Source organism: Bacillus sp. PK6-16, from assembly GCF_056530295.1.
On record NZ_CP096511.1, the window covers coordinates 4299383 to 4323650 of the forward strand.

Here is a 24268-nt window from a genome sequence, read left to right on the forward strand (position 1 = left end):
AAGTATACTCTCTTTTTCACTGAAATTTCATGTAATTATACATATTCATGAAAATAGCAGAATTAAAATATGCCAAAATAAAAAATGAGCTAAATCCCCTAAATAGCTATATAGAGATGAAGTTGTTATGACAACATATTTTCCACTTTCAACTTAGTTATCATTAGAATGTTTTTCTACAAAATCAAGGATCCTAGCATTAACTTCGTTAGAGAACTCACCATTGATTGCGTGAGATGCATTTTTCCAATTAACTATATCAATATCTTTAACGTATTTTTTTCCAGTTTCAACTGCTTTTACCGAATTGTGCATTGTACTTTTTTCAGCTATAAGTGCAAGCACTGGAATATCAATATTTTTTAAGTCTTCTTTACTAAATAAATCAGGCGCTGGCGTTTTCAGTTTATAGTTACGCATACCCGACTCGATTAACTTAGCGATAGGCTCATCGTCACTTGCTTCTGCTCCTCCAGCAACATAGCTTAACATCTTTTCTCTTAAAAACTTAGGGACAATAGGAACGGAAGCTGGAATAGATGCCAGAATCATTTTTATGGATATTTGCGCAAATACAAAGACTGGATCTAATAAACTAGCCGTAGCAATATGCTCAGGATTATATCTGGCCAAGTTCATTGTTGTCCACCCTCCAATGGAGACACCTACGATATGCACTCTTTCTAAACCTAATCCTTCAATTACTTCATTTAACCATTCTGCTTGTTGTTTTTGGTTTTCAATCACCTTCGTTTGCACACTCATCCCAGGTTCACCTAGTAAATCTATCGTATAAACAGGCCTTTTTTCTCTTAGACCTTCTAAATTAGGTACCCACATTGGAGTAGATGCACCACGTCCAGGGAGTAAGAGTATTGGTTCCTTATGTTTGTTTTCCTCTTTAGTAAAATAATAAGCACGAATTGTGCCATATTTCGTTTTTATATTTTTCGTATCGTTAGGTTTTGGAAGGAGTGCCATTGATTCATCGTAGGCAATTTGAAAGTCTTCCTTTCCTTTTTCAGATGTAAAGTGACCAACCTTATTATCATGTCTCTTCATTTGAATGCCTCCTTTCTACAAATATATGGATGAACTTTATCTATATATTCATGGTAATTATCCATTGAATTTTTATCTTCTTTAAGACAAGACTCTCATTTAGAAAAAAGAAAATCGTACGTTTAGATACAATTTGGCAACAAACTAACTGTTTTTTGTACATTAATAGACAACTACTGCAAGAATTATAGTTTTTATGTTTTCACTTATCTTTTTAATCAGATGAATGCTTTTTTAGTACATAATAAAGTGAAACTTTAATCAGTGGGGGGTTCATCGACCACTGATTATTAGCTCACACCAATCGGGCTTTTACGGTCAGCCCGCCCCCCACCTAACTTCTTTGCTTCCGCTGAATTTTGAGGTGGGGGTCTTACTACCCGTTAATGCGAGATAAAAAATATCCAGAAAAACTGTCACAAAATCCGTTTTTCTGGTTTCTCTATAATACAGGTATCAAATTGAAAGTGAGGTTTAAACGAACATGTTAACCATAGAAAATGAAGAAAGTCATGCTTCTAATATGACCTTTGAAGATTTATTTAAGCAGTACTATGCTTATGCTGTGAAACAGATTATATGGATTGTTAAAGATCAATCTATCGCTGAAGAGTTAGCACAAGAAGTATTTTTACAATTATATCGTAGCGATTGGAAAGGAATTAAAAATATACCTGGATGGTTGATTAAATCTTCTACTTATGTAGCTTATAACCATTTTCGATTTGAAAAAAGGCAGCAAGCGAAGATTGATAAGGAAATACAATACCATGAAGTACAAAATGTATCATCATTAGACGATGATTGGATAAGAAAAGAAGAAATTACAAAGGTCCAAACGACACTAAATAAAATGAATGATCGAGAACGAACCCTTTTACTAATGAAATTCTCTGGTTTTCAATATAAAGAAATTGCAGAAGTACTTCAAATTGAAATATCTTCTATAGGAACATTATTAGTCCGAGCCAAAATGAAATTCCGCAAGATTTATAAACAAATAGAGGAGGCATAACAAATGAAATGTTATGATATCGGGTTTATTCAAACATATATTGATGGAGAACTTTCTCATGATATAAGAAAGGAATTTACAAAGCACCTAGATACATGTGAAGCATGCCAAGATTTATTAGTAGAAATTAGTAAATTAAATCAATGGGAAAACGTAATGCTAGATGAAGAATCTGCAAATTCACCACAAGAAATCAAAATTGATATAGAACAAGCATGGAAAACATTTGAAAGTCGTTCCAAGTTAGACAACGTTTCTAATATAAATTACAAAAAACAACAAAAGAAAGGCATCTTTACAAACATGAGTAAAAAATCAAAATGTTTCATTTATACAGCAGTAGCTGCAGCTGCACTTTTCATAACAGCAATGATTCCACAAGTACAAGTGGCGGCTACAAATGTCGCTTCATATTTTTCTGATGCAATTACAAATGATAAAGTTGTAAATGAAGGAATAAAAGATGCAAATGGTATCACACAAGATATGATGAAGAATGGTAAATATATTCCTATTGATGAAAAAATTACAGATCAAGGTATTACTGTACATCTCAAAGAATTATTTATCGCAGATTCACGTATATCAGTTCATTATAGAATGGAAAAAGCTGACGGAAGTTTAGTACCATTTGAATTTGATACATCAGGATTAGATCTCCAAAGTGATGGTATAATTAATGGACAACAAGAGGAAAACCCTGAGATTAAACATGATGGGAGACTATCATTTATCCATGATTCAGATGATCGTCTTCCTTTTGAACTTATGGCAGCAGGTAAAAAATTAAATGAAGTGGGCATTCGTGATAATGATAAACCCGAAGGTGTCGCTACATTTGTTATAGTTCCTGGAGGAAAAGACGATTTTAAACAGCCCCTTACTTTAGATGTAAATATAACTAGAATTGGAAAAGTAATTGGATCTTGGAAAGCTCAAATTCCAATTGATACTTCACATTTGAAAAATAATACGAATTAACATGAAAAAAAGAATAGAACAATATGTATCTAATTCTCAGTTTATATGTTTTCTTGTTTTCGTTACATTTATTTCGTATATAGTTTTTACTCTATCTTTTATTTATGATTTAAGACCATTATAAGAAAAAGCCCTCTAAAAAAGTAGGAAAATAAATAACCGGTTTCTTAACGTATAAGGAATCGGTTATTTTGTATTTAAAATGCGTCTAAACGTACAATTTTCTTTTTATAAAAAAGAATAGACACCCTAAGGTGCCTTCCTCCGACTTGAACCATCTTAATTTTAATAATATGTATTGGACTCCCGTCCAACTATTATTTTACCACGTTAAGTTGTTTTGTTTATTGAGAAATACAATGTTTTATTTATGCTAATCTTCTGTATTAGTTCATTTTGTAGTCTGTGCAGCGGTTAACAAGAAAATAATAGCATTGATGACACCTAAAAGTCCCTGCTTAATCCACATAGATAATGCAGCATTTGTGCCAATGGCTAGAAAAATAAGCATTACTGTGTATCTATTGAATCTCAGTATAGACAACCTCCCGATGGGACTATATTTAAGGAAATTTCATTATTTTTTTGTTCCGTAAAACATTGTACTTCCTAGTGAAGAGAAATTCAGTTTTACTTCTATAACTGGCCCTGTTTCCACTCTTTATTATGGATATCTAATCCTTCTTGACCAAAGAAATGGAGAATAAATTCTTTTTCATCACTATCAATTTTTTTAGCTAGTTTAGATCCCTCCATACTTTGCTTTTTTCCTGAACGTAAATAATGAATTTCTTCAAAGTCTTTAACTACAGATTCGAACTCTCCATCATACCATTTGTTCAGAATAGATTCATATTTTGGTCTTTCATCATTATTAATAACATTTAAGTTGTTTTTTAAGTATTGAATGTTTTCTTTCGTCATTTGAAATCGCCCTACATCACGGGTACCGGAAACATGAAGATTATTCCCATTGAATTTGAGTTTTTGTAAAGACATATGTATCATCATATCATTTATAGTTTGCTCGTTTTGAATTTCACCAATCGACTGTGCCGCTTTAGAGAGTTCATCTTCACTTACTATATAACTATCTTTTTGCTGCTTTTGAATGGTTTGAACTTTCGGTTTTTCCTGAACCTTTTCTTCTTGTTTAGGTTTTGATTCAGTTGTAGTCTTCTCATTTGAGCTACAAGCAGCCATTCCCATAAGCAATGTACCGCATGTTAAAGCCATTAGTAACTTTCGGTTCATTTTTTTCCGCCTATCTGCATTAGTTATTTTAAACAGTTTTTTAATGTAAGATTTCTCATCTCATAGTAGCAAAGAATGTATCTATATATTGTCATGTTTTGTCGAAGAATAATAAAAAAACAACCTAGATCCTATAGGATCTAGGTTGCTTTTAATATGTAAACGTAATCGTCACTAAAGAATACCCTTCTTTCGCATTATAAGGCTCCGCTTTATAAGAAACTCGATTTGCCCCTTGCGGATAATCGATTTCGCCAATTGCCTTTTTCACATCTTGCAGTGCACCATTCATTGATTGCTTGTATAGCACTTCAATTTTCTCTGGTTTTGCACTATAGCGTTGCTGCATTTTATTTTTTAATTCGGTATAGTTATTTGCGATATATTCATTTCCTAAATAGTTTAACTTTGTATCTTTTAATATTTGTTGATATGCAGGCGTTTTCGTACTACCTGCCGCAATTTTGTTTGTCAGTGTACTATAATAATTCGTTGTAGCTTGCGGGTAGTCTCCGCGGTTCCACTCATGATTTCTTGCGATTTGTTCATCTGATAAATTGAAATACGAATACGTGACGCGGCCCTGCTCATCTGGCACTGGATCATCGAATGTTGTATCAAGGTGATACCATTTGTTTTCGATTTTCACTAAATTCCAAGCATGAGGTTGTCCGTCCCCAGTTCCTGTCACAAAATGATTTTCAATTCCTGCTTCTTTTAATAATTGATAAGTTAATAGTGCGTAACCTTGGCAAACCGCAGAACGATTTACAAGTGCTTCATATGCTGTGTAAGCTTTATAAGACGTATCATAAGAAACATGCTTTACTACGTAATCATGAATCGCCTTCACTTTTTCGTGATCATCCATTCCAACTTGAGTAATAGAAGAAACGATTGCTTTCGCTTGTTTCATGACATATTCCGTCTGTTCTTTCGTTTCACGATATGTAATCTTAAGCGTAAACGTATAATTTCCAGGTGATCCAGAAAGTCCATATGAAACATTCGATCTATTATTATTTGTATACTCATTTTTACTTGCAACTTCTTTATATGCGTTAAAAAGTGTATTCATCACTTCTTCTGTATTATTATTTTTCGTTTTATATGGAAGTGTAATATTTGTCTCGTATGTATTAATACGCTTTTGTACTTCCTCTTTAAAAGCTGTTAATAATGCCGCATCTCCTGTGTCTTTCACATCGGCATTTTTATATTTCAAAGTTTTATATAAAAACTGCGCATACTGTTCACGTGTTACTGTGCCATACGGTTCAAAATTCCCGTTCCCTGTGCCATCTGCGATTCCATTTGACTGCACCGCACTAATTGCATTTTCTGCCCAAAATGGATTTGGAACATCCTTAAAGGTATGTTTTTGTTTTGCCACAAGACGGAAAGCATTTGTAAGAATTTGTGCCATTTCCGCACGACTCACAGAAGCTTTCGGTCTAAATTGGCCATTTTCATCACCTTTAAAAACTCCTAAATTCGTTAAAGTTAACACCTCTTCTGGGAACATTGTAGAACTTTGATTAATATCACCGTAAGGATTTTTAAACGTAGATCCATCCTTTAATATGTAACGAGTTCCACCATTACTAAACGAACCGCCTTGTTTATTTGGTACTAACACTCGATAAATTAAAGCCGCAACTTGCTCCCTTGTCGCAACATCTCCAAAACCAAATATCCCATTTCCATAACCGGAAATAATATTCTTACTCGCTAAATCTTTAATCGCAGGATATGACCAATGTGATGTCGGCACATCAGAAAAAACACCCACTTCAGCAGCTTTTACATCGCTGCCATTTGTATATAACAACGCACCACCAATCAGTGATAATGATGTAATTGATTTTAATAGTTTTGTATACATAATGTCTTCTCCCAATACGCTCTCTATTTTTGTTGGTTTATGTCGAAAAATCTAAAAATATGACAAAATATATTATACAATTAAAAGTTTTTGAGGGATATATTGAATTTTAAAATATGCAAAAATTCATATTAATATATTTTTCCGTATTAATATTATGTTGTTTTGCTTGTGAATATATATAAGTAGTCAAGTCAACACAAATAATAAAAAGACAGCTATCCATAGATAGCTGTCTTTTTATTGAATCCAATTTAATTATTTTGAAAATCTAGCATACCCCAAGAAGTGCTTTTGAGTGTATGAACTATTTATCTTACTTTTAATTACACCTGTTGTTTCGTCAGCAGCATGAATATATTCACCATTCCCTAAATATATTCCTAAATGAGAAGGACCCGCTTTATATGTATTCTGTAAGAATACTAAATCTCCTGGTTGAGGATCACTTATTTTTGTAACCATTCCCCAGTATCCTGCAACACTTGTTCTCACAATGTTATATCCATTATTTTTAAATACGTAATAAATAAAGCCACTACAATCAAATCCATTTGGTCCTGTCCCAGCTTCAACATACGGCTTTCCAAGTTGTTTTAAAGCTAAATCAATTACTCCAGAAGAACCAGAATCTGTTTGGTTTAGGTTCATCCACTTGTCGCCTTCCCATGTTTTAATCTTCAACCATCCACTAGTTGTCCCATCTATTACTCTAAAATTCTGCGGACTATATAATGCTCCAGCGTTTGCTTTGCCTGAACTAAATGAAGGCTCGTTATACGCATAGAATGCTTTTTCTATGAACCTTTCTTCTCCATCTAGATTCAGCCATTTCTCGCCTTCCCATGTTTTAACCTTTAACCATCCATTAGGTGTCCCATCCACAACTCTAAAATTCTGCGGATTATATAATGCTCCAGCGTTTGCTTTTCCTGCATTAAATGAAGCTTCGTTATACGCATAGAATGCTTTGTTTATGAATCTTTCTTCTCCATCTGGATTGATCCACTTATAACCTTCATAAGTACTTACCTTCATCCAGCCATTTTCTTTTTTTTCTACTACTCCCCAATTTTGTGGGTTAAATGGTGCTCCATAATTTGCTTTCTGTGCATTAAATGAAGGCTCATTATATGCATAAATCGTTTTGTTGACGGTAATTTGTTCAGCCGCAGGATTCATCCATTTTTCGCCTTCCCACGTCTTAAATTTAAGCCAACCATCTGTTGTTCCATCTACTATTCTAAATGTTTGTCGCCCGTACTTCGCTCCAGCATTCGCAACCTTTGATGAGAGAGAAGGTTCATCATATGCATAGAAATCTCCCATGACACGTTCTTCCCCATTCAAGTTAATCCAAACTGGACCTTCCCATGTTTCAATCTTCCACCACCCATTATCTCTTTTTTCCATGACTCCTACATTTTGAGCACCATACTCTGATCCGCCATTTGTTTTAGCTGAATTAAAAGATGGTTCTTTATACCCATAGAATGATTGATTCACGTATTCTGAACTATTAGCAGCGTGAGTTACCATACTGAATGTCGAGATAGATAGAATAAAAAACAATAAGATTCCTATACTTTTCTTAAACATAAAAATATCCTCCCTTTTATTTTGTCTAATATATAATTTTCGAAGCAAAGAATAGATATATCCTATTTCATTATTTTAATTCTCACTTTTTTACGTCCCCATTCACGTGCTTGCTTTTCTGTAGGAAACAGAACATCAATTTTATTGCCTTTAATAGCCCCACCTGTATCTCCAGCAATTGCATCACCGTATCCTTCAACCCAAACTTTCGTTCCTAGTTTAATAACTTTAGGATCAACTGCAATTAACTTGATGTTAGGATTTTTTCCTATGTCTATTCCAGACGCCGTAATCCTTTCATTTGGTGGACTACCTTCTACACTATATGCAGTAGCTTCCACGTAGAATTCTACGCCTGTATCTTCCGCATTTAAATTCATCCACTTGTCGCCTTCCCATGTTTTAATCTTCAACCATCCACTAGGTGTCCCATCTATTACTCTAAAATTCTGCGGACTATATAATGCTCCAGCGTTTGCTTTGCCTGAACTAAATGAAGGCTCGTTATACGCATAGAATGATTTGTTTATGAATCTTTCTTCTCCATCTAGATTCAGCCATTTCTCGCCTTCCCATGTTTTAACCTTCAACCATCCACTAGGTGTTCCATCCACAACTCTAAAATTTTGTGGACTATATAATGCTCCAGCGTTTGCTTTAGCTGCATTAAATGAAGCTTCGTTATACGCATAGAATGATTTGTTTATGAACCTTTCTTCTCCATCTGGATTGATCCACTTATAACCTTCATAAGTACTTACTTTCATCCAGCCATTTTCTTTTTTTTCTACTACTCCCCAATTTTGCGGGTTAAATGGTGCTTCATAATTTGCTTTCTTTGCATTAAATGAAGGTTCATTATACGCATAGATTGTTTTGTTGACAGTAATTTGTTCAGCCGTAGGATTCATCCACTTGTCGCCTTCCCACGTCTTAAATTTTAGCCAACCATCTGTTGTTCCATCTACTATTCTAAATGTTTGTCGCCCGTACTTCGCTCCAGCATTCGCAACCTTTGCTGAAAAAGAAGGTTCATCATATGCATAGAAATCTCCCATGACACGTTCTTCCCCATTTAAGTTAATCCAAACTGGACCTTCCCATGTTTCAATCTTCCACCAACCATTATCTCTTTTTTCCACGACTCCTACATTTTGAGCACCATACTCTGATCCGCCATTTGTTTTAGCTGAATTAAAAGATGGCTCCTTATACCCATAGAATGATTGATTCACATATTCTGAACTACTAGCAGCGTGAGTTACTATACTAAATGTAGAAATAGATAAAATGAAAATTAATAGCAATGATACGCCTTTTTTAAACATATAAACTTTTCACCTCTTCCTTTTTTTAACAGTATATTACCATAAGTACATTAACATAAATTTCTTTATTTATCTATAATTTACCATACTAATTGGTAAACAATTTAGATTATTATATTTCTTTTAAACCCTCTCTATTCAAGGCATAATTGAGTTCAATGTAATATGAAATACAAGATATGCAATATTGCATATCTTGTATTCTTTATATTAAATTATTAATCTATTCCTTTCTTATACAAAAGTATCTAATTTTTGCTAGTTTCTCTTCTTTTTAAAATAACTATTTAAAGATAGTTTTATTAAATTTTTCACTACTAGCCACAAAAATATCTTATAATCTTTATATAATAAATTAATGTATTAGGGGTAGATAAAATGCCAGTTACACTCGAACTTATTCTTTTCATTCTTATAGCAATTAGTGCTGTTGGCTATTTAATAAAAGAATTTCAAAAAACTAGGAAACGAACACTTGGAATTTCACTAGAATTTTTAGTTCTTTTCTGGTCAATATGGAGAATATCAACTATCATAATCTAATTTATAAAACATGAATTCCTTCGAATGAAGTGAAACTCTAATCAGCGGGGTTATAGGATAAATTTACCAGTATTTTTACCACAACATCCATGTTAAAATCCCTTGTGAGTACGACATAACTCGACCTTATGAAGCTCCGCAGCTTTTATCGCGGAGCTTTTTTTATTTAAAATAACTATTTTGTTCACTTTTTTGATACATTTACGAAACATTCATATGTTACGTTATATAAGTCCTTTTTTAAATCTTATTCATTCTAGCAAAAAGTCCTAGTCCCCCTAGGGCTTTTTGCATTCAAACAATGAGTTGTATTTTTTCTCAATAACCGAAACTACTTAAGGTGGTAAAATAATAATTGGACTGGCATCCAATACCATATTACAATGGAGCAAATCGCAAGAAGGCACCTTAGGGTGTCTTTTTTATAGAGAATCGGTTTAAAAACTACAAATAAAAGAACCTCAATAAATGAGGTTCAAAAAATCTACTATTTTAAATTACCTTCGTAAAAAGCAACTCCATTTTGAACATGTTTTAAGTACCACGTAATCGTCCCGCCACAAACATTTTCATTAAAACTATTAGCATATACTCCATTTGAGTAATAAAGAGTTCTTTTGAATTTACCATTAGAATACTCATAAGGAATTGAGCATGTGGCTTGCTTCGGAGAGCTCACAGCTTTTTGTGTATCAGCTGAAGCTGCACCAATTCCTCCTGTTAATGCAATACCTGTTGCTAACGCTCCTACTACTAATTTCTTGAACATAATAAATCCCCCTTTAATAGTTTTTATAGCTTACAACTTAAATGTATCACTTTTATAATTTATGTAAATATCTTGAATATGTAGAAATATTTATTTAATTATTGGTAATATTGGAATTTCATTTTATCAAATGGAAAATAGAGGAATTGGAAAGGCATGTGAAAATACAGCTAGGTTTATATTAAATGAAAGTGGTTCAAGTCGGCGGAAGGCACCTTAGGGTGTCTTTTTTGTACATAAAAAAATCTCACCATCTTATAGAAACGATAAGCCCTTTAAAACAATAATTGCAACTATATTAATTTTACATTACATTAAGGTTAGAGAATGTTCTTATTTTAATAAAGTGCTAAATAGTAGGTGGAAAAATGGAATTTAACGATTTGGGTATTACCATTAAAGAACTTAGAATCAAAAAAAATATATCACAATCCGAATTATGTCATGGAATATGTTCACAAAGTCAAATTAGCAAGATTGAAAAAGGTATGATTTATCCATCTAGTATATTGTTATATCAATTATCAGAAAGACTTGGTATTGACCCAAATAATATATTTGCACTAACTCAAAACAAAAGATTAAAATATGTAGAAAATGTAAAATACGTAATAAAAGATTGCTTAAAGCAAAAACAATATAAAGAACTTTATGAAATAGTAAAAAAAGAGAAAAACTTAAATAATTTTCAAACAAAAGATGAGAAACAATTTCTAATGTGGCATGAAGCAATTGCTGTATTTATGGTGGATAAATCAATAAAAACTGCTTTAGATTTTTTAAATCATGCATTAAAACTGACTTTAACTAATTCTGATTTTTTATCAGAAAGAGAAATAGATATTATGCAAACAATGGCTATATTTTATGCAGAAAGTAAAGAATATGAAAAAAGTATTAATATATTCAAAAGATGTTTAACTAATTTTAATAAATTAGATTTTCCTAGAGATAAAGAAATTAAATTAAAACTCATGTTAAATTTAGCAAAATGTTTCGACTTCACATATCAATATGAAGAGGCAATAAAGTACATTGATAAGGGTATCAAATTAGCAATTAATCTACATACTTTATACCTACTAGGTGAACTATTCTATTTAAAAGGTCAGTGTTTATTAAAAATGAAACAACATAATGTAGAAGATGTTATTTATAACTGGAAAAAAGCATTATTTATATTTGAACTAACAGAAAAAGAATATTATACAAAAGTGATACCAGATGAACTTATTGAATTACAAAATAAAAAACACTCATAATTTCATAAAAACTACTTACAAATCCTATAGAAAAAATCCTTATAGCTTTTAAACTTAGATCGATAATATTAAAATAATTTAAGCCGGCGGAAGGCACCTTTAGGTGTCTTTTTTTTATTTTTACAAGGACCTGCTCAATTAATTCTTAAAAACATAATAGGGAATATTGTTTTATTTATCTCATTTTCATTCATGCTATATATAAAATTCTTTAATAAATCCACCTCAAATACTAGTTCCTTTTATAAGCCGTTTGTTTTGATGTAGATGACATTATTTTCCATACAATAGAATGAATTATTGGAACATATTTAGCAATATATATCAAAAAAACATAAAAAAAACCCTTCACCTTAAGGTAGAAGGGATCTTCAAATTTCCGTAAAGATAACCCAAAGCGTATGTGCACCTGCATCTGGATATCCTAAACTTCTTTCGCCAACTACCGCTCCTCTGCCGAACAATCTTTCACCGATAGATTGTATGCCGTGAAGTGCTACTTGTAACATTTCAATTCAGATATACGACAGTAAAGAATACATCATTACAGTGTCAGCAAGAAAAAGTGTATTCTGCATTTCTGAAAACAGTAGATGGCAGATTATGACCTACTGAATCTGCTAAGAAAGAATATACAAGAACATCCTTAACATCCTCTCTATTTCCACTAATGATGACATCAAGGAAATCTTCTACTTGGAATTCTGGAGTAAACAACACAATCTTAGTTGTTCTGTTTGGTTCTAAAGAAACAAAAGTACGAGAGATTTCAACTAATTCATTTTGAGTTGGGAAAAAGGTGTTTCGACTTCTCTTAACAGTTACCGTTACATTACTAGTATGACAGCGTGAATCATTGTTTAACATAATGTTGAGAGCAGTTGGAATAATCCCATTTTCAGAAACTGGAACTCGAAACACTCCAGTAGATTTATGAGCCATATAATCACATCCTTCCAAAATAAAATATATTTACAATATATTAAATGCAAAAAACGTTCATTTTGATATGGACAAATTACATGATTAATATATCTATAATAACCCTCGGTATTACTAAGCCAATGTTTTAAAAGATTAACAAATATCGCGAGAACCAATCGAATGTATATTAAAAGTAAAAAGAATAAGTTGTCTAAAAGATCCCCTATTTTGAGCCAATAATGAGACATTATGTTAATCTTATATGTATAGCTGCACAAAATTGAGAAACTTAAGGAGACAGATAAATTTTATGAGAAAATTATCTATATTACTTACTTTCATTCTAGTATTAGTCAGTATTACGGCTGCTTGCACACAAGATAAAACAGATAGTGCCGTTGAAAATGGTCCAATAGAAGAACCAACCGCAAAAAATGAAAATGAAGAATTAATAAATTTTGAAGAAAAAGAAGAGATAAGCCGCTTGGAACAAGGTATTTTATTAGTTGGTGAGAGTGTTAAGGGAGGCTATTACTTGACCGCTGTTCAAAGTGCATATTTAAATGCTAGCAACGATTCCGTCATTGTTAATGTCTCTGTAAAAAATGTACGAGGTCAAACGATTGGATTATCAGAATTAAAATATAACTTAAAAGATGAAAAAGACGGAAAGATCTATAAAGGAAAGGTGCTTGATCAAAACCCTTCTGATATACAAGTTAAACCAAATGAAACGGTAGAATTGAAAATAGCTTTTGAAGTACCAGGTACCGTAGATGAATATATGTTTTATATTGAAAGCTCTTTAGACCCTCTACAAACATACTGGAAAATTGATAAGCTGCAATCACAAACAAACTAAGTCTAAAATAAGCAAAAAACAATGAAAAATTTAATATAGATACAAATGAATACTATATAAACGTAAGACCATCGATTTAATGAATCGTTGGTCTTTTTCAAAAAATGCCCCATTAAAAACTAAGAGATAAAAAAGAACTAATCTCTAGAAGAGATTAGCTCAATATATCCAAAGCTATTATGGTACATAGTTTTATGAGCAAACGTTATATAATGTTGTATGGGATACATAACCTGTCATCCCTTTATATGTAACTTTTAACCACTGTTTAGAATTACTGTAATGACCTTGAACATATTCACCAGTTACCCATGTTCCAGTAATTTTCGTACCATCATTAAATGTATGTAAGACAGGTGAATCGACAGTATAACCACTGCGCATTTTTGCACCATATACACCTACCGTACCTCCCTTTGCACAAGCTGCTACTACATTTTGATTTTCAGTAGCATTCGTAGCCGCGAAAGCAGAGCCGTTAAATGTAAATAAAGTAAATATAAAAGCTGTTAGTACTGTACAAATAGATAAACGACGTAACAAAATAAATTCCCCCTTTTTTTATAATTTACTTCTTCACAAATGATTATCTTAAATATTCTAACTATTTTCAATATATTAATGTTGAGAAATATTAGTTGTATTTTTGAAATAAGATTTTATCAAAAATAGTAACAAACTCATATTTTACTGAGAAAGAACCGAAAGAAGTCTTCTACATATCAACTATATAAAAACCCCTCTACCTTAAGGCAGAGGGACTTTCCAATTCCTATTTCAAACTACCCGCAATCTCCGTAAAGATAACCCCAAGTGCATGTGCACCTGCATCTGGATATCCTAAGCTTCTTTCGCCAACTGTACCAGCGCGGCCCATGCGAGCTACGATTTCTTTCGTGTACTCTGCTCCTTTGACCGCTGCTTCTGCTCCTTTTTCAAAGGCAGTTTTTACGTCTACTTCGTTTGAGGCGCTATCTAACCAAGAATCTACACATGGAGCAAGTGCGTCAACTAATGTTTTGTCACCAACTACTGCTCCTCTACCGAATGATCTTTCACCGATAGATTGTATGCCTTGCAATGCTGCTTGCAGCATTTCAGCGAATTCTTTCACTGTTAACTCACGCTTCTCGCCTGCTGCTTTACTAGCTGCGCGGAATGCACCGCCCCAAATTGGACCAGATGCGCCGCCACAATGTTCCATAATAATCATGGAACAACCGTCAAGGAATGATCCGATCGTTACATTTTCTTGTTCTACAATAGAATGCCACTCACGTTTTAACTGCTTAAATCCTTTTGCCACACTCATTCCGAAGTCGCCATCACCAGCATGCGTATCTAGCTCACAGAACGGTACTTCATTTTTAATAATAACGTCGCTCATTTTATCAACGAGATAAATCATGTTGTTTAATGTAATAACATTATCTTTAATAACAGCGTGCTCTTCCGCTGTTTCTAGTTCAAAGGAAACTTCCTTCTCTTCTGTCTCTTCAAGTACATTTACGTACTCTACACTTTCAACTGGACCGTCTACTTTAAACGCTGGTGTATTACATTCTTTTGATAGTAATGTTTTTAGCTCTTCATCTAACTTCATTACCGTTAAAGACATACCAGCCATATCAATACTTGTCATATAGTTACCGACGAATACTCTATTAATTTTAATGTTTCTAGCTGCTAGTTCTCTCGTAACGGCGTTGTTAAATAAGTAAAGTTCTTGCAGTGGTGTTCCGCCAAAACCGTTAACTAGAAGCGCAATTTCTTCTCCATCTTTTACTCCTAAATCTTTTACAAGATCATTTGTCATACGGTTCGCTAGTTCATCTGCTGACAGCATTTTTTCACGCTTAATTCCTGGTTCGCCGTGAATACCTACGCCGTATTCCATTTCATCTTCCGCAAGTGTGAAAGTAGGTGATCCGCTCGCTGGAACTGTACAAGACGTTAATGCTAAACCGATTGTGCGCACGTTAGCCGCTGCTTTTTCTGCTACAGCTTTCACCGCTCCTAAATTCATACCTGCTTCCGCTGCTGCGCCAGCAATTTTATGAACTAAAATAACGCCTGCAACGCCGCGGCGTCCTACTGTGTACAGACTATCTTCTACCGCAATATCATCGTCCACTTTTACGTAGTCGACTTCAATTCCATCTTCCGTCGCTAAATGCGCACCGTTTTTGAAATTCATAATATCGCCGCTATAATTTTTAATAATTAATAACGTACCTTTTTTACTAGCTGTCTCTTTAATCGCTTGGTAAACTTGAATTTGCGAAGGAGAAGCAAACACATCTCCGCACACTGCCGCATCTAACATTCCTTTTCCAACTAATCCTGCATGTGCCGGCTCGTGACCACTACCGCCTCCACTAATTAACGTTACTTTATTTTCGTTCATTTCTTTCTTCTTAATTACTTTATATTTTTTCAAAAGCTCAAGCTCTGGATGAGCCATAACCATTCCGTTACACATTTCCATTACTAATGTTTCTGGTTTGTTTATAATCTTTTTCATTGTAGTTCTCCCTCAATTCCTTTAATATATTGTGATATATTTGAAATCTTCTTCTTACTACTCATGTTAAAATGAAAGCGTTTTATAGTAAACGGACAAAATGGACAATCTGTCTAAAGACACCGCTCTCATTTATAGATAGGATTTTTATATTACTAACATTCTAGGGATGATTCAGATGACCTCTTCTATAATTTCTAAAAAGATAATCGCGAACTCATTGAAGTATTTAATGGAAACAGAGTCGTTTCATAAAATATCAGTGAGCGATATTATGTTACACTGTCAAATGCGTAGGCAAACTTTTTATTATCATTTTAAAGATAAATTTGAACTATTAAGCTGGATTTATAGAGAAGAAACGAAAGAAAATATTATAGACTTTCTCGATTATGAAAAATGGGAAAACATTTTCGATTTATTATTTGATTACTTTTATGAAAATCAAAAATTTTACCGAAATGCTTTTAAAGTCATTGAGCAAAACTCGTTTAATCACTATTTATTTGAGCATACGAAAAACTTATATATGAAGATTATTGATGAACTATCTATGAGCTGTGGATTCAGCCTTTCTAATGAGACAAAAAATACGATTGCCTCCTTTTATAGTCACGGCTTCGTTGGAACGATAAAAGATTGGATTGAAAGCAAGTGCGAAGTAGATCCATCCGTTATGTCTTCTCTTATGAAAAATATGATAAACAATCAATTACTACTATTACTTGAGCAATCAGCAAAGTAATTAAAGGGTGGCAAAAGCAATGAAAAAGATTATGAATGATGTACAAAATATCGTTCAAGATATGCTGCATGGCTTTTATTTTGAACATAACGACAAAGTAAATTATGACGAAACAAATAACATCATTTATGTAAAAGATATTGAAAAACTAAAGCAAAACGTCGCGATTATAAGCGGCGGTGGTAGCGGACATGAACCCGCTGATATTGGCTATGTAGGAAAAGGAATGCTTACGGCGGCAGTAAACGGCAGTATTTTCACTCCGCCTACAGTGGAACAAATTATAATGGCAACTCGCCTTATGCCGAAAGATAAAAGTATACTATTCATCATTAAAAACTTTAAAGATGACGTTGAAAACTTTCTAGCGGCTGAGCAGATCGCTAAAGAAGAAGGAAGAAAAATTGACCACATCATCGTAAATGACGACGTTTCAATTGAAGATGATGCTTCTTTTAATAAAAGAAGACGCGGCGTCGCTGGTACTGTTTTCGTTCAAAAATTATTAGGTGCGGCCGCTCTTGAGGGCCATTCTCTAGAAGAACTAACAACACTTGGCCACTCTATAACTGAAAACTTACACACATTAGGAGTTGCCCTTTCCCCTGCCAACGATCCAGTAAAAGGAAAAGCTTCATTCACATTAAATGACGATGAAGTGTTTTATGGCGTCGGCATCCATGGCGAAAAAGGTTACCGTAAAGAAGCACTATCCTCTTCTGAAATATTAGCAATCGAACTAATGAACAAACTAAAAAGCATTTATCGCTGGAGAAAAGGAGACAACTTCGCTATCCTCATTAATGGACTCGGCGCAACTCCATTAATGGAACAATACATTTTCGCAAACGACATTCGCCGTTTATGTGAACTTGAAGGATTGCAAGTGGCATTCGTAAAGATTGGTACGCTGTTAACTTCTTTAGATATGAAGGGTGTTTCACTCAGTTTGCTTAAGGTAGAAGATTTGGATTGGGTGAAGTGGTTGAAGGCGGATGTTAGAGTGGGTAATTGGTAAGTAAAAATTATGATGATAAAAGCCTTTAACTATAACAAGTTAAAGGCTTTTTGCAAATTGAAATATCGCTCGAGCGTTCAAAAGAAATTCGTAATTACCTCACTGAATGATTACAGGTCTTCCAAATAAAGCTGGATGATAAATTAACATCGCCCCTACAAATGAACACACTAAACAAAAAATAGCCTCGTATTTTATAACTAGAGAAGAGTTTGTATCCAGCTTTTTTTCCTCTCTTTTATATATCATTTTAAATAATGCTTTATATAATAAATACCCAATAATCGCCCCGAGAGTGTTCGTAAATAAATCATCAATATCTGTAATTCTATTATTTAGTAATTGATTTAACTCAATAGCCAATGAAAAAAAGAATCCCGCGCATACCGTGTTTTTCATTTTTCTAAACTGAGGCCAAATAGTCGGTAATAAAAAACCTAATGGCATAAACAGTACAATATTTAAAAGATACGTCGTACTACCTGCCGTATCAAATAGAGTCAAGTTGATTTGATTTACACGAATCCACGTTTCATATCTACTTATATCCCATACAGTCGCGATTTGCGTCACCTTATACACTAACGAAAGGTAAAATAGAAAAACATACACCCACAAAAAATGCAGAATAGATATAGTTCTTTTCGCTTTAAAATAAAATCCAATTTGAAACACAACACAAAACATAATAGTAAAAAAATAAGTATACAAATAACTCATCAAAACTCCTGTATGCATGTGGAATCCCCTAACTTTACATTTTCATCTATTATTTAGAACATAGTTTAAGAATCGTTACTTTGTTCATATATTTAATCTTCTACTTTGTCTTCGAACATAGGGAATATATTAAAAATAAAAAATCCCCACTTCTTCATTTTCAGTCTCCTCCTTGATGTAACTTGTTTATAGGATAGGAAAAACTTTTAAAATAAAAAGTGGGGTAAATATAAAATTTTTCTTAAATTTTATGTTAGTTTTTATTATTACTCTAATTACTAATCCGCTATTCGTTGTTAGGCAACAGTATGCTTAAACTTAGTTTTCACTTTACTCCTTCTCATCCCTCATACTGTAATACCCCAAATTAATAATAACCAAGAAATACCCACTCATAATTCCAGCAGCAAATGTCCACATGAATTCATGGTGTTCAATTTCATACATAATAATTGCGCCGAGAATTGCGGCTGCGAACCGGTTCATCATTCCGAGCATCGGTGCTTTTTCTTTTTTTACAATGCTATCTCCGAACTTTTCAATACGTCTTCCTAAAATCCAGGCGCAGTACATACTTACTAAAAGGCCAATGCTTATCCCTACGAACTGTGCTGAAAAAGGTGTCACAAGCCATCCCAATAACATTACGCCTAGCAAACAATACATTTGTATGTTGAATGATCTTAATGCCATACGAATCATGTTATACTCCTTTATCTTTCTCATTGTAATCCCGTATCATCAATCCAATCTTCCAGGCTTCAAGCTTTCAGCTATATCTTTTTTAAAATGAGGGAATTTGATTTTGCTCACCATTAAATAAGCGAGTACGCATGTACCAAACGCCACAGAAACTGGATTCTTTAAAAAACATAAAATGAGGAGACACATTGCCGCGAATGGGATTGGCATGCCGATAAAGGTTGGGAGTTTGCTTTGCTGCGTGTTAAATCTCGCAAGCCGAAGCATTCCGCAAATACTATAAGCAAGCGCACATATCATCCCGATAGACTGCAAATCTTTTAACGCGACACTATATGCAAGAATAGACGGTGCCACACCAAAAGTAACTAAATCCGCAAATGAATCCAACTCTCCACCAATTTCCGAAACAGAATCAAGTTTCCGAGCAACCATGCCATCAAAAAAATCAAACAACATACCCGTAATAATAAAAACTGCTCCCAAATAAATATCGTGAACGAAAACAGCGTAAATAGCTAAAAGTCCACATACAAAATTTGCTATCGTAATCATATTTGGTATGTAACTCATAACACGCTTCTCCTCCTTTCTACTAATTGCTTCATCTACGTTCTTACTCATTACAATTAAGATCCTTCTGTTTTTCTTCCAATATCACTTTATTTATTTTCGTTAACGTATCTGTCATTTGCTCTAGGGCGTTTATATCGATTTTAGAAAAATATTTCTCAATTAATACATCATCTAACTCCGACAACCGCTCTATATACTTACTACCGTTTGGACCAAGTGTAAGAAAATACTCCCGTTTATTATTAGGGTTTACTTGTTTTGAAATCATCTTCTGTTTCTCCAATTTAGATAAAACTTGGCTAACGGCACTTTTTGATATATTAAAAGTAGTCGCAATGTGATTTGCTGTCGTGTTTTCATTTAAATTAATATGAAATAGCATGCTCTCTTGCTGTCCTGTAAGACCGAACTCATCTTTTAACTCCTGGAATAGTAAAATGTAGAATTCATTATAAGCTCGGTTCATTTCATTAATTACTTCTTTATACGTTCTAGTCATAGCGTTATTCCTCCATGCTTTTATTTCGTTCCGTTTGATAGTTAAGTTTACTTAACTTAACTATAGTATACCGTTATGTTCGTGTAAAGAGAAACATAACGCTACACTTTACTCACAATGATACAAAAAAGAAGACACTCTTCTAAAACAAGTTAAGTCCCTTCTTCCTCACTGCTTCCTTCATCCAAATACCCAATTAATCGTTCTGAATAATCAAAAAGAAAATCAATTAAATTCCATATAGACCCATTACTGGTTAAAATGTTATAATGGAATTACCCTACATAGTTACTCATAGCCAGACTGAGGAACTAGCGTCTTATTAAGTAATGCGCATAACTAAAATAAAAAAGACACTTTACGGTGTCTTTTTTATTTATATTCATTGCAATTATCTCTTTTATAAACAAACTCTATCAAACAGTAAAGGAGACTAACAGATGGAACATCCTGTTGCAAGAGAATTACGTTTTATACGGGTATGTCTTATCATTTTGATTATTGTCATTGCATTCTGGGATCGTGAGAAAACTGTGGAAATTACTGATCACGGTAGCGATCCTATCTTAAACACCAGCAATATGACCCAAGTTGGTGAGAATACATTTGCATACAAAGACGAATCGAATCAAATTAAAATATTTAAGTTTAATCCAGATACAAATGAAATAAAATTAATAAAAGAGTTTTATGCTAACGAATATTAATTACATGAATTAAATAATTCAAATCTGTAGAAGACACTTTAAAGTGTCTTTCCTTTATGAACTACAAAGTATGAGGCCCCAAGCCATTAGCTGCAATTACGACTAAGGCTTTTACTATATAAAAAATAAAACATAGTAAGAATAGAATACTCACTTAAATTATTTTTCACTTCACAAACTACATCCAAAAAGTTGGATAACTTCTTTTACTACTCATATTATTAATGAATAAAGCAATAACTACAATAACAACGGAGCCAATTAAAACTGGTGTTACTAAATAACTCCAACTATTTGCCCCTAAAATAACGATAATCGGATCGGCGCCTGCCGGAGGGTGCGTCGTTCTCGTTAACATCATAACGGCTATTGCCATCCCCACCGCTAAAGCAATTGTCCAATATTCATTCCCAAACAAATGATATATTGATAGACCAATGAAAGTTGAAATCAAATGTCCTCCAATAATATTACGCGGCTGAGATAATGGCGCATTCCAAACTCCAAACGCTAATACACAACTCGCACCAAATGGAGCCATTAATAATTCTGTAGAGGTTATGCTCGTTAAATATGTTAAGGTAAGAATTGTTAAAAATCCCCCTAGTAGTCCCGTTAAAGAGTCCTTTACATTTACTTGTAATGGACTTCTTCCTTTCCCTTTCATTTTTGTAAAATATCGTACACTTATTGGTTGAGGGTCTTTTTGCTTAGTTGCTGTTATATGATTCATCGTTCTCCTCCTTTATTTACCAACCATTATAACTCGGCAATAAATAACCTGTAAATATTAATTTTAGGGGTTAGTTAGAGAATACAAAAAAAGAATCAACTATTATAAGTTGATTCTCTAAACTTCCTCAAATTTTCGATCCTGAAATTTTGCTACCTTTTTCCGGTTCCCACATATTTTCATAGAACACCATTTTCGTTTCCCACTCTTATCTATAAATAATAAAACACATTCAGGATTTGAACACCTTTTAAGGAAAATCAGCTTATTTTCTGCTATTAAGGTTAAAGCATCAAATGCAATTAACGATGCGAGTACATCCTCGATTTCTCCAACCGGGATAGATACTAGCTGTTGTTCAATGATTTTATATGTAAATGGTGCCTTCTCAATTTGTTTTTCTAAATACGTAATAAAATCATTAGAAATTTTTTGCTGATCAGCAATTGCCTCAAACTGTTTTCTCAGTACTTTTCTTATTTCTAATATACTAGATGTAACTTGATTCATTCGCTTCTGAATTCCTATAAGTGTTTTTTCATTCCAAAAAGGAAGATTAACCTTTATTACATGTAACCATTCTAATACATCTTCATCTGTTATTAATAAATCATAACGTTGTCCACGCCTAACTAGCTCTGTATTTACTAAATCTAATGAGAGATTTCCAGATATAAGCGGGAATTGTTTTTTGTCCTGCATGTACTCATCACCTTCTCTTTAAATAATCATATTCCAAATTAATACAGCAGTGCAACTTTTTTATAAACTAAAAAGTATGAAGATCAAAGCCTTTAGCCATAATTACGACTAAAGGCTTTTTGTATGTAAGTAAATGAAAAAGGAGCTAATTTTATGGAACATAATAAAAATGGAATACTTGCTTTAATTGTTTTATTTGTAGGACTAGCATTTTTTGTCAGTGGAATGGTTTATCATTTATGGGGAACGGTTTAAAAATAAATAATAATTCATTTAAGAAAAAGTACTCGTATGAGTACTTTTTTAAATGTCATATAAAAACATTCTAAACTTACTTACATGCATACAATTATCAAAGATAGTTATATAATTGAGAAGGTTTTAAATTATCAATCTATATTTATATTGATTAGGAAAGGAGCTAAAAATGTTAGAAATCATTTTTGTTGCTGTATTACTTTTATCTAGTATCATTCCCATCTTTATCAAACGGGGTTTGACGAAAAAAAATGGAGTCATTTTACTAATAAATTATGCATTATTATTTGTCACCATCATTGTAATTGGTGCAAACTGGCGTATGATTCCCGCCTATTTCTTATTGTTCGTTTTAACATTACAAGTTTTTTTGAAACCAAAAACTACAGCCGTTTCTAAAAAGTTAGTGATGAAAGTTTTAAAAGGTTTAGGAATTATCGTAACTGCTATCGCAATGTTTACATTACCTTTACTTTTTCCGATCATAACACTCCCAGAGCCTACTGGAAAATATACAGTAGGCACGAAAGCTTTTCATTTAATTGATACAAATCGAAAAGAAACAACTGTACCAAATAATCATGGAAATCGTGAGTTAATGATACAAGTATACTATCCTGCCGCAAAAGGATCAGGGAATCCTTCTGCCTATTTTGAGAACATAAACGAACTGGGTGAACAATTTGCAGTAACAAACGGTGCTCCGTATATCGTAACGACACATTTAGGGCTGACAAAAACACATTCTTATCAAAATGCTAAGCCACTTCAAGCTAAAGAAAAATTCCCCCTCCTTTTATTCGGCCATGGGATGGGATTATATAGTCAACAAAATACATTCCAGTTAGAGGAATTAGCTAGTCAAGGCTATGTAGTAATCGCTCTTAATTTCACAGGATATGCAGCAACAACGATTTTCCCTAACGGAAACCGTGTAGACTCTATACCAATTGAAAATACACCTACGGCCTTAAATACCATAGTTCAAAAATGGGAACAGGATACTACTTTTGTTTTAAACGAAGTAATAAAAGGTAATTTCGATAAAAGTTTTAAAACGATTGCAGACTTAATTAACTATGACAAAATTGGAATGTTCGGTCACTCTTTTGGCGGAGCAACTGCCGCACAGATGCTAGTAAAGGATACGCGTATTAAAGCTGCAATTGATATGGATGGCGGATTGTTTGGCGACCCAATGCCTAAAGACGGTCCTCAGAAACCATTCATGTTGATGAATGCTGAGGCGACGATTCATTATATGAAAGAAGCGGAGAATCAAAAGACAACCGGAATCCAAAATGAATTATTGGAAATATCCTATTTAAGAAATAAAACGATTGAAAAACCGGGCGTGTACACAGTGGTAATTCCAAAAACAAACCATACCAGTTTTACAGATTTAGCAGCATTTTCACCTATTATTAATGAACCAGACGAAGATGTAGCCGCAAATTATACACTCATTAATAAACTAGTAACTAGCTTCTTTGATCAAAATTTAAAAGGGATAAACGAAAATCATTTAGAAGAAATTCAGAAGCAATATCCTGAACTTCAGCTCATTAAACACTAATAACCATTCATTTCCCTAGTCATG

Annotated in this window: 24 protein-coding genes; 8 read left to right on the top strand and 16 right to left on the bottom strand. The window is 33.3% G+C overall.

Annotated features, from left to right (window positions below; all coding sequences use genetic code 11):
• Nucleotides 1-153: 153 nt before the first annotated feature.
• Nucleotides 154-1062, bottom strand: a complete 909-nt coding sequence (locus M1D66_RS22075) for an alpha/beta fold hydrolase (RefSeq protein ID WP_002023421.1) — start codon at nucleotides 1060-1062, stop codon at nucleotides 154-156.
• A gap of 484 nt (nucleotides 1063-1546) precedes the next feature.
• Here M1D66_RS22075 and M1D66_RS22080 point away from each other — a divergent pair, with 484 nt between their 5' ends.
• Nucleotides 1547-2077 (top strand): RNA polymerase sigma factor SigX, encoded by a 531-nt coding sequence (locus M1D66_RS22080; RefSeq protein WP_000955512.1) that lies wholly within the window; start codon nucleotides 1547-1549, stop codon nucleotides 2075-2077.
• A gap of 3 nt (nucleotides 2078-2080) precedes the next feature.
• Entirely contained in the window at nucleotides 2081-3058 is a 978-nt protein-coding gene (locus tag M1D66_RS22085; RefSeq protein ID WP_242554804.1) for a DUF4179 domain-containing protein, read from the top strand.
• A 636-nt stretch (nucleotides 3059-3694) separates the two neighbouring features.
• On the opposite strand, the gene M1D66_RS22090 is transcribed toward M1D66_RS22085, so the two are convergent.
• The 5 genes from M1D66_RS22090 to M1D66_RS22110 form a co-directional block, all read right to left on the bottom strand.
• On the bottom strand, nucleotides 3695-4312 hold the full coding sequence (locus M1D66_RS22090) for a DUF6241 domain-containing protein (protein ID WP_086385422.1): 618 nt from the start codon (nucleotides 4310-4312) through the stop codon (nucleotides 3695-3697).
• Between the two features lie 151 nt (nucleotides 4313-4463).
• A complete protein-coding gene (locus tag M1D66_RS22095) occupies nucleotides 4464-6197 on the bottom strand; it encodes an S-layer homology domain-containing protein (RefSeq protein WP_242554805.1) in 1734 nt (577 codons plus the stop codon).
• Between the two features lie 258 nt (nucleotides 6198-6455).
• Complete coding sequence (locus M1D66_RS22100; RefSeq protein WP_000474055.1) at nucleotides 6456-7796, bottom strand: C40 family peptidase; 1341 nt, start codon at nucleotides 7794-7796, stop codon at nucleotides 6456-6458.
• Between the two features lie 62 nt (nucleotides 7797-7858).
• The gene (locus M1D66_RS22105; RefSeq protein ID WP_242554806.1) at nucleotides 7859-9124 is read right to left on the bottom strand and encodes a 3D domain-containing protein; all 1266 of its coding nucleotides are present in this window, start codon (nucleotides 9122-9124) and stop codon (nucleotides 7859-7861) included.
• 1030 nt (nucleotides 9125-10154) lie between these two features.
• Nucleotides 10155-10436 carry an LCI fold-containing protein gene (locus M1D66_RS22110; protein ID WP_000473814.1) on the bottom strand — a complete coding sequence of 94 codons (282 nt, stop codon included), beginning with the start codon at nucleotides 10434-10436 and terminating at the stop codon, nucleotides 10155-10157.
• Nucleotides 10437-10804: 368 nt separating this feature from the next.
• Here M1D66_RS22110 and M1D66_RS22115 point away from each other — a divergent pair, with 368 nt between their 5' ends.
• Nucleotides 10805-11698: a helix-turn-helix domain-containing protein gene (locus M1D66_RS22115; RefSeq protein WP_242554807.1), complete on the top strand. Its 894-nt coding sequence runs from the start codon at nucleotides 10805-10807 to the stop codon at nucleotides 11696-11698.
• Between the two features lie 371 nt (nucleotides 11699-12069).
• Here M1D66_RS22115 and M1D66_RS22120 read toward each other — a convergent pair whose 3' ends face one another.
• Nucleotides 12070-12207: a DAK2 domain-containing protein gene (locus tag M1D66_RS22120; protein ID WP_000942237.1), complete on the bottom strand. Its 138-nt coding sequence runs from the start codon at nucleotides 12205-12207 to the stop codon at nucleotides 12070-12072.
• 43 nt (nucleotides 12208-12250) lie between these two features.
• Nucleotides 12251-12640 carry a hypothetical protein gene (locus M1D66_RS22125; protein WP_000940665.1) on the bottom strand — a complete coding sequence of 130 codons (390 nt, stop codon included), beginning with the start codon at nucleotides 12638-12640 and terminating at the stop codon, nucleotides 12251-12253.
• A gap of 292 nt (nucleotides 12641-12932) precedes the next feature.
• Between M1D66_RS22125 and M1D66_RS22130 the strand changes: the two genes are divergently transcribed.
• Nucleotides 12933-13484, top strand: a complete 552-nt coding sequence (locus tag M1D66_RS22130) for a DUF4352 domain-containing protein (RefSeq protein ID WP_242554808.1) — start codon at nucleotides 12933-12935, stop codon at nucleotides 13482-13484.
• A gap of 192 nt (nucleotides 13485-13676) precedes the next feature.
• Here M1D66_RS22130 and M1D66_RS22135 read toward each other — a convergent pair whose 3' ends face one another.
• Nucleotides 13677-14027, bottom strand: a complete 351-nt coding sequence (locus tag M1D66_RS22135; RefSeq protein WP_000946193.1) for an SH3 domain-containing protein — start codon at nucleotides 14025-14027, stop codon at nucleotides 13677-13679.
• Between the two features lie 229 nt (nucleotides 14028-14256).
• On the bottom strand, nucleotides 14257-16008 hold the full coding sequence (gene dhaK, locus M1D66_RS22140; RefSeq protein ID WP_242554809.1) for a dihydroxyacetone kinase subunit DhaK: 1752 nt from the start codon (nucleotides 16006-16008) through the stop codon (nucleotides 14257-14259).
• 178 nt (nucleotides 16009-16186) lie between these two features.
• On the opposite strand from dhaK, the gene dhaS reads away from it, so the two are divergent.
• Entirely contained in the window at nucleotides 16187-16753 is a 567-nt protein-coding gene (gene dhaS, locus M1D66_RS22145) for a dihydroxyacetone kinase transcriptional activator DhaS (RefSeq protein ID WP_061113231.1), read from the top strand.
• 19 nt (nucleotides 16754-16772) lie between these two features.
• On the top strand, nucleotides 16773-17771 hold the full coding sequence (gene dhaQ / locus M1D66_RS22150; protein ID WP_242554810.1) for a DhaKLM operon coactivator DhaQ: 999 nt from the start codon (nucleotides 16773-16775) through the stop codon (nucleotides 17769-17771).
• Between the two features lie 99 nt (nucleotides 17772-17870).
• On the opposite strand, the gene M1D66_RS22155 is transcribed toward dhaQ, so the two are convergent.
• From M1D66_RS22155 to M1D66_RS22170, 4 genes are all read right to left on the bottom strand, one after another.
• Entirely contained in the window at nucleotides 17871-18509 is a 639-nt protein-coding gene (locus tag M1D66_RS22155) for a VanZ family protein (protein ID WP_025710322.1), read from the bottom strand.
• 312 nt (nucleotides 18510-18821) lie between these two features.
• Entirely contained in the window at nucleotides 18822-19193 is a 372-nt protein-coding gene (locus M1D66_RS22160) for an ATP synthase subunit I (RefSeq protein WP_006917967.1), read from the bottom strand.
• Nucleotides 19194-19232: 39 nt separating this feature from the next.
• Complete coding sequence (pssA, locus tag M1D66_RS22165) at nucleotides 19233-19817, bottom strand: CDP-diacylglycerol--serine O-phosphatidyltransferase (RefSeq protein WP_016122030.1); 585 nt, start codon at nucleotides 19815-19817, stop codon at nucleotides 19233-19235.
• Complete coding sequence (locus M1D66_RS22170; RefSeq protein WP_086385414.1) at nucleotides 19810-20268, bottom strand: MarR family winged helix-turn-helix transcriptional regulator; 459 nt, start codon at nucleotides 20266-20268, stop codon at nucleotides 19810-19812. Before M1D66_RS22170 ends, pssA begins: the two co-directional genes overlap by 8 nt.
• A gap of 440 nt (nucleotides 20269-20708) precedes the next feature.
• Here M1D66_RS22170 and M1D66_RS22175 point away from each other — a divergent pair, with 440 nt between their 5' ends.
• Nucleotides 20709-20975: a YmzC family protein gene (locus M1D66_RS22175; RefSeq protein ID WP_000400965.1), complete on the top strand. Its 267-nt coding sequence runs from the start codon at nucleotides 20709-20711 to the stop codon at nucleotides 20973-20975.
• Between the two features lie 178 nt (nucleotides 20976-21153).
• Here the strand turns inward: M1D66_RS22175 and M1D66_RS22180 are convergent, their stop codons facing one another.
• Both M1D66_RS22180 and M1D66_RS22185 read right to left on the bottom strand, forming a co-directional pair.
• Nucleotides 21154-21708 (bottom strand): HPP family protein, encoded by a 555-nt coding sequence (locus M1D66_RS22180; RefSeq protein ID WP_049107785.1) that lies wholly within the window; start codon nucleotides 21706-21708, stop codon nucleotides 21154-21156.
• Between the two features lie 117 nt (nucleotides 21709-21825).
• The gene (locus M1D66_RS22185; protein WP_242554811.1) at nucleotides 21826-22410 is read right to left on the bottom strand and encodes a CGNR zinc finger domain-containing protein; all 585 of its coding nucleotides are present in this window, start codon (nucleotides 22408-22410) and stop codon (nucleotides 21826-21828) included.
• A 427-nt stretch (nucleotides 22411-22837) separates the two neighbouring features.
• On the opposite strand from M1D66_RS22185, the gene M1D66_RS22190 reads away from it, so the two are divergent.
• Nucleotides 22838-24244 carry an alpha/beta hydrolase family protein gene (locus M1D66_RS22190; protein ID WP_242554812.1) on the top strand — a complete coding sequence of 469 codons (1407 nt, stop codon included), beginning with the start codon at nucleotides 22838-22840 and terminating at the stop codon, nucleotides 24242-24244.
• Nucleotides 24245-24268 lie beyond the last annotated feature (24 nt).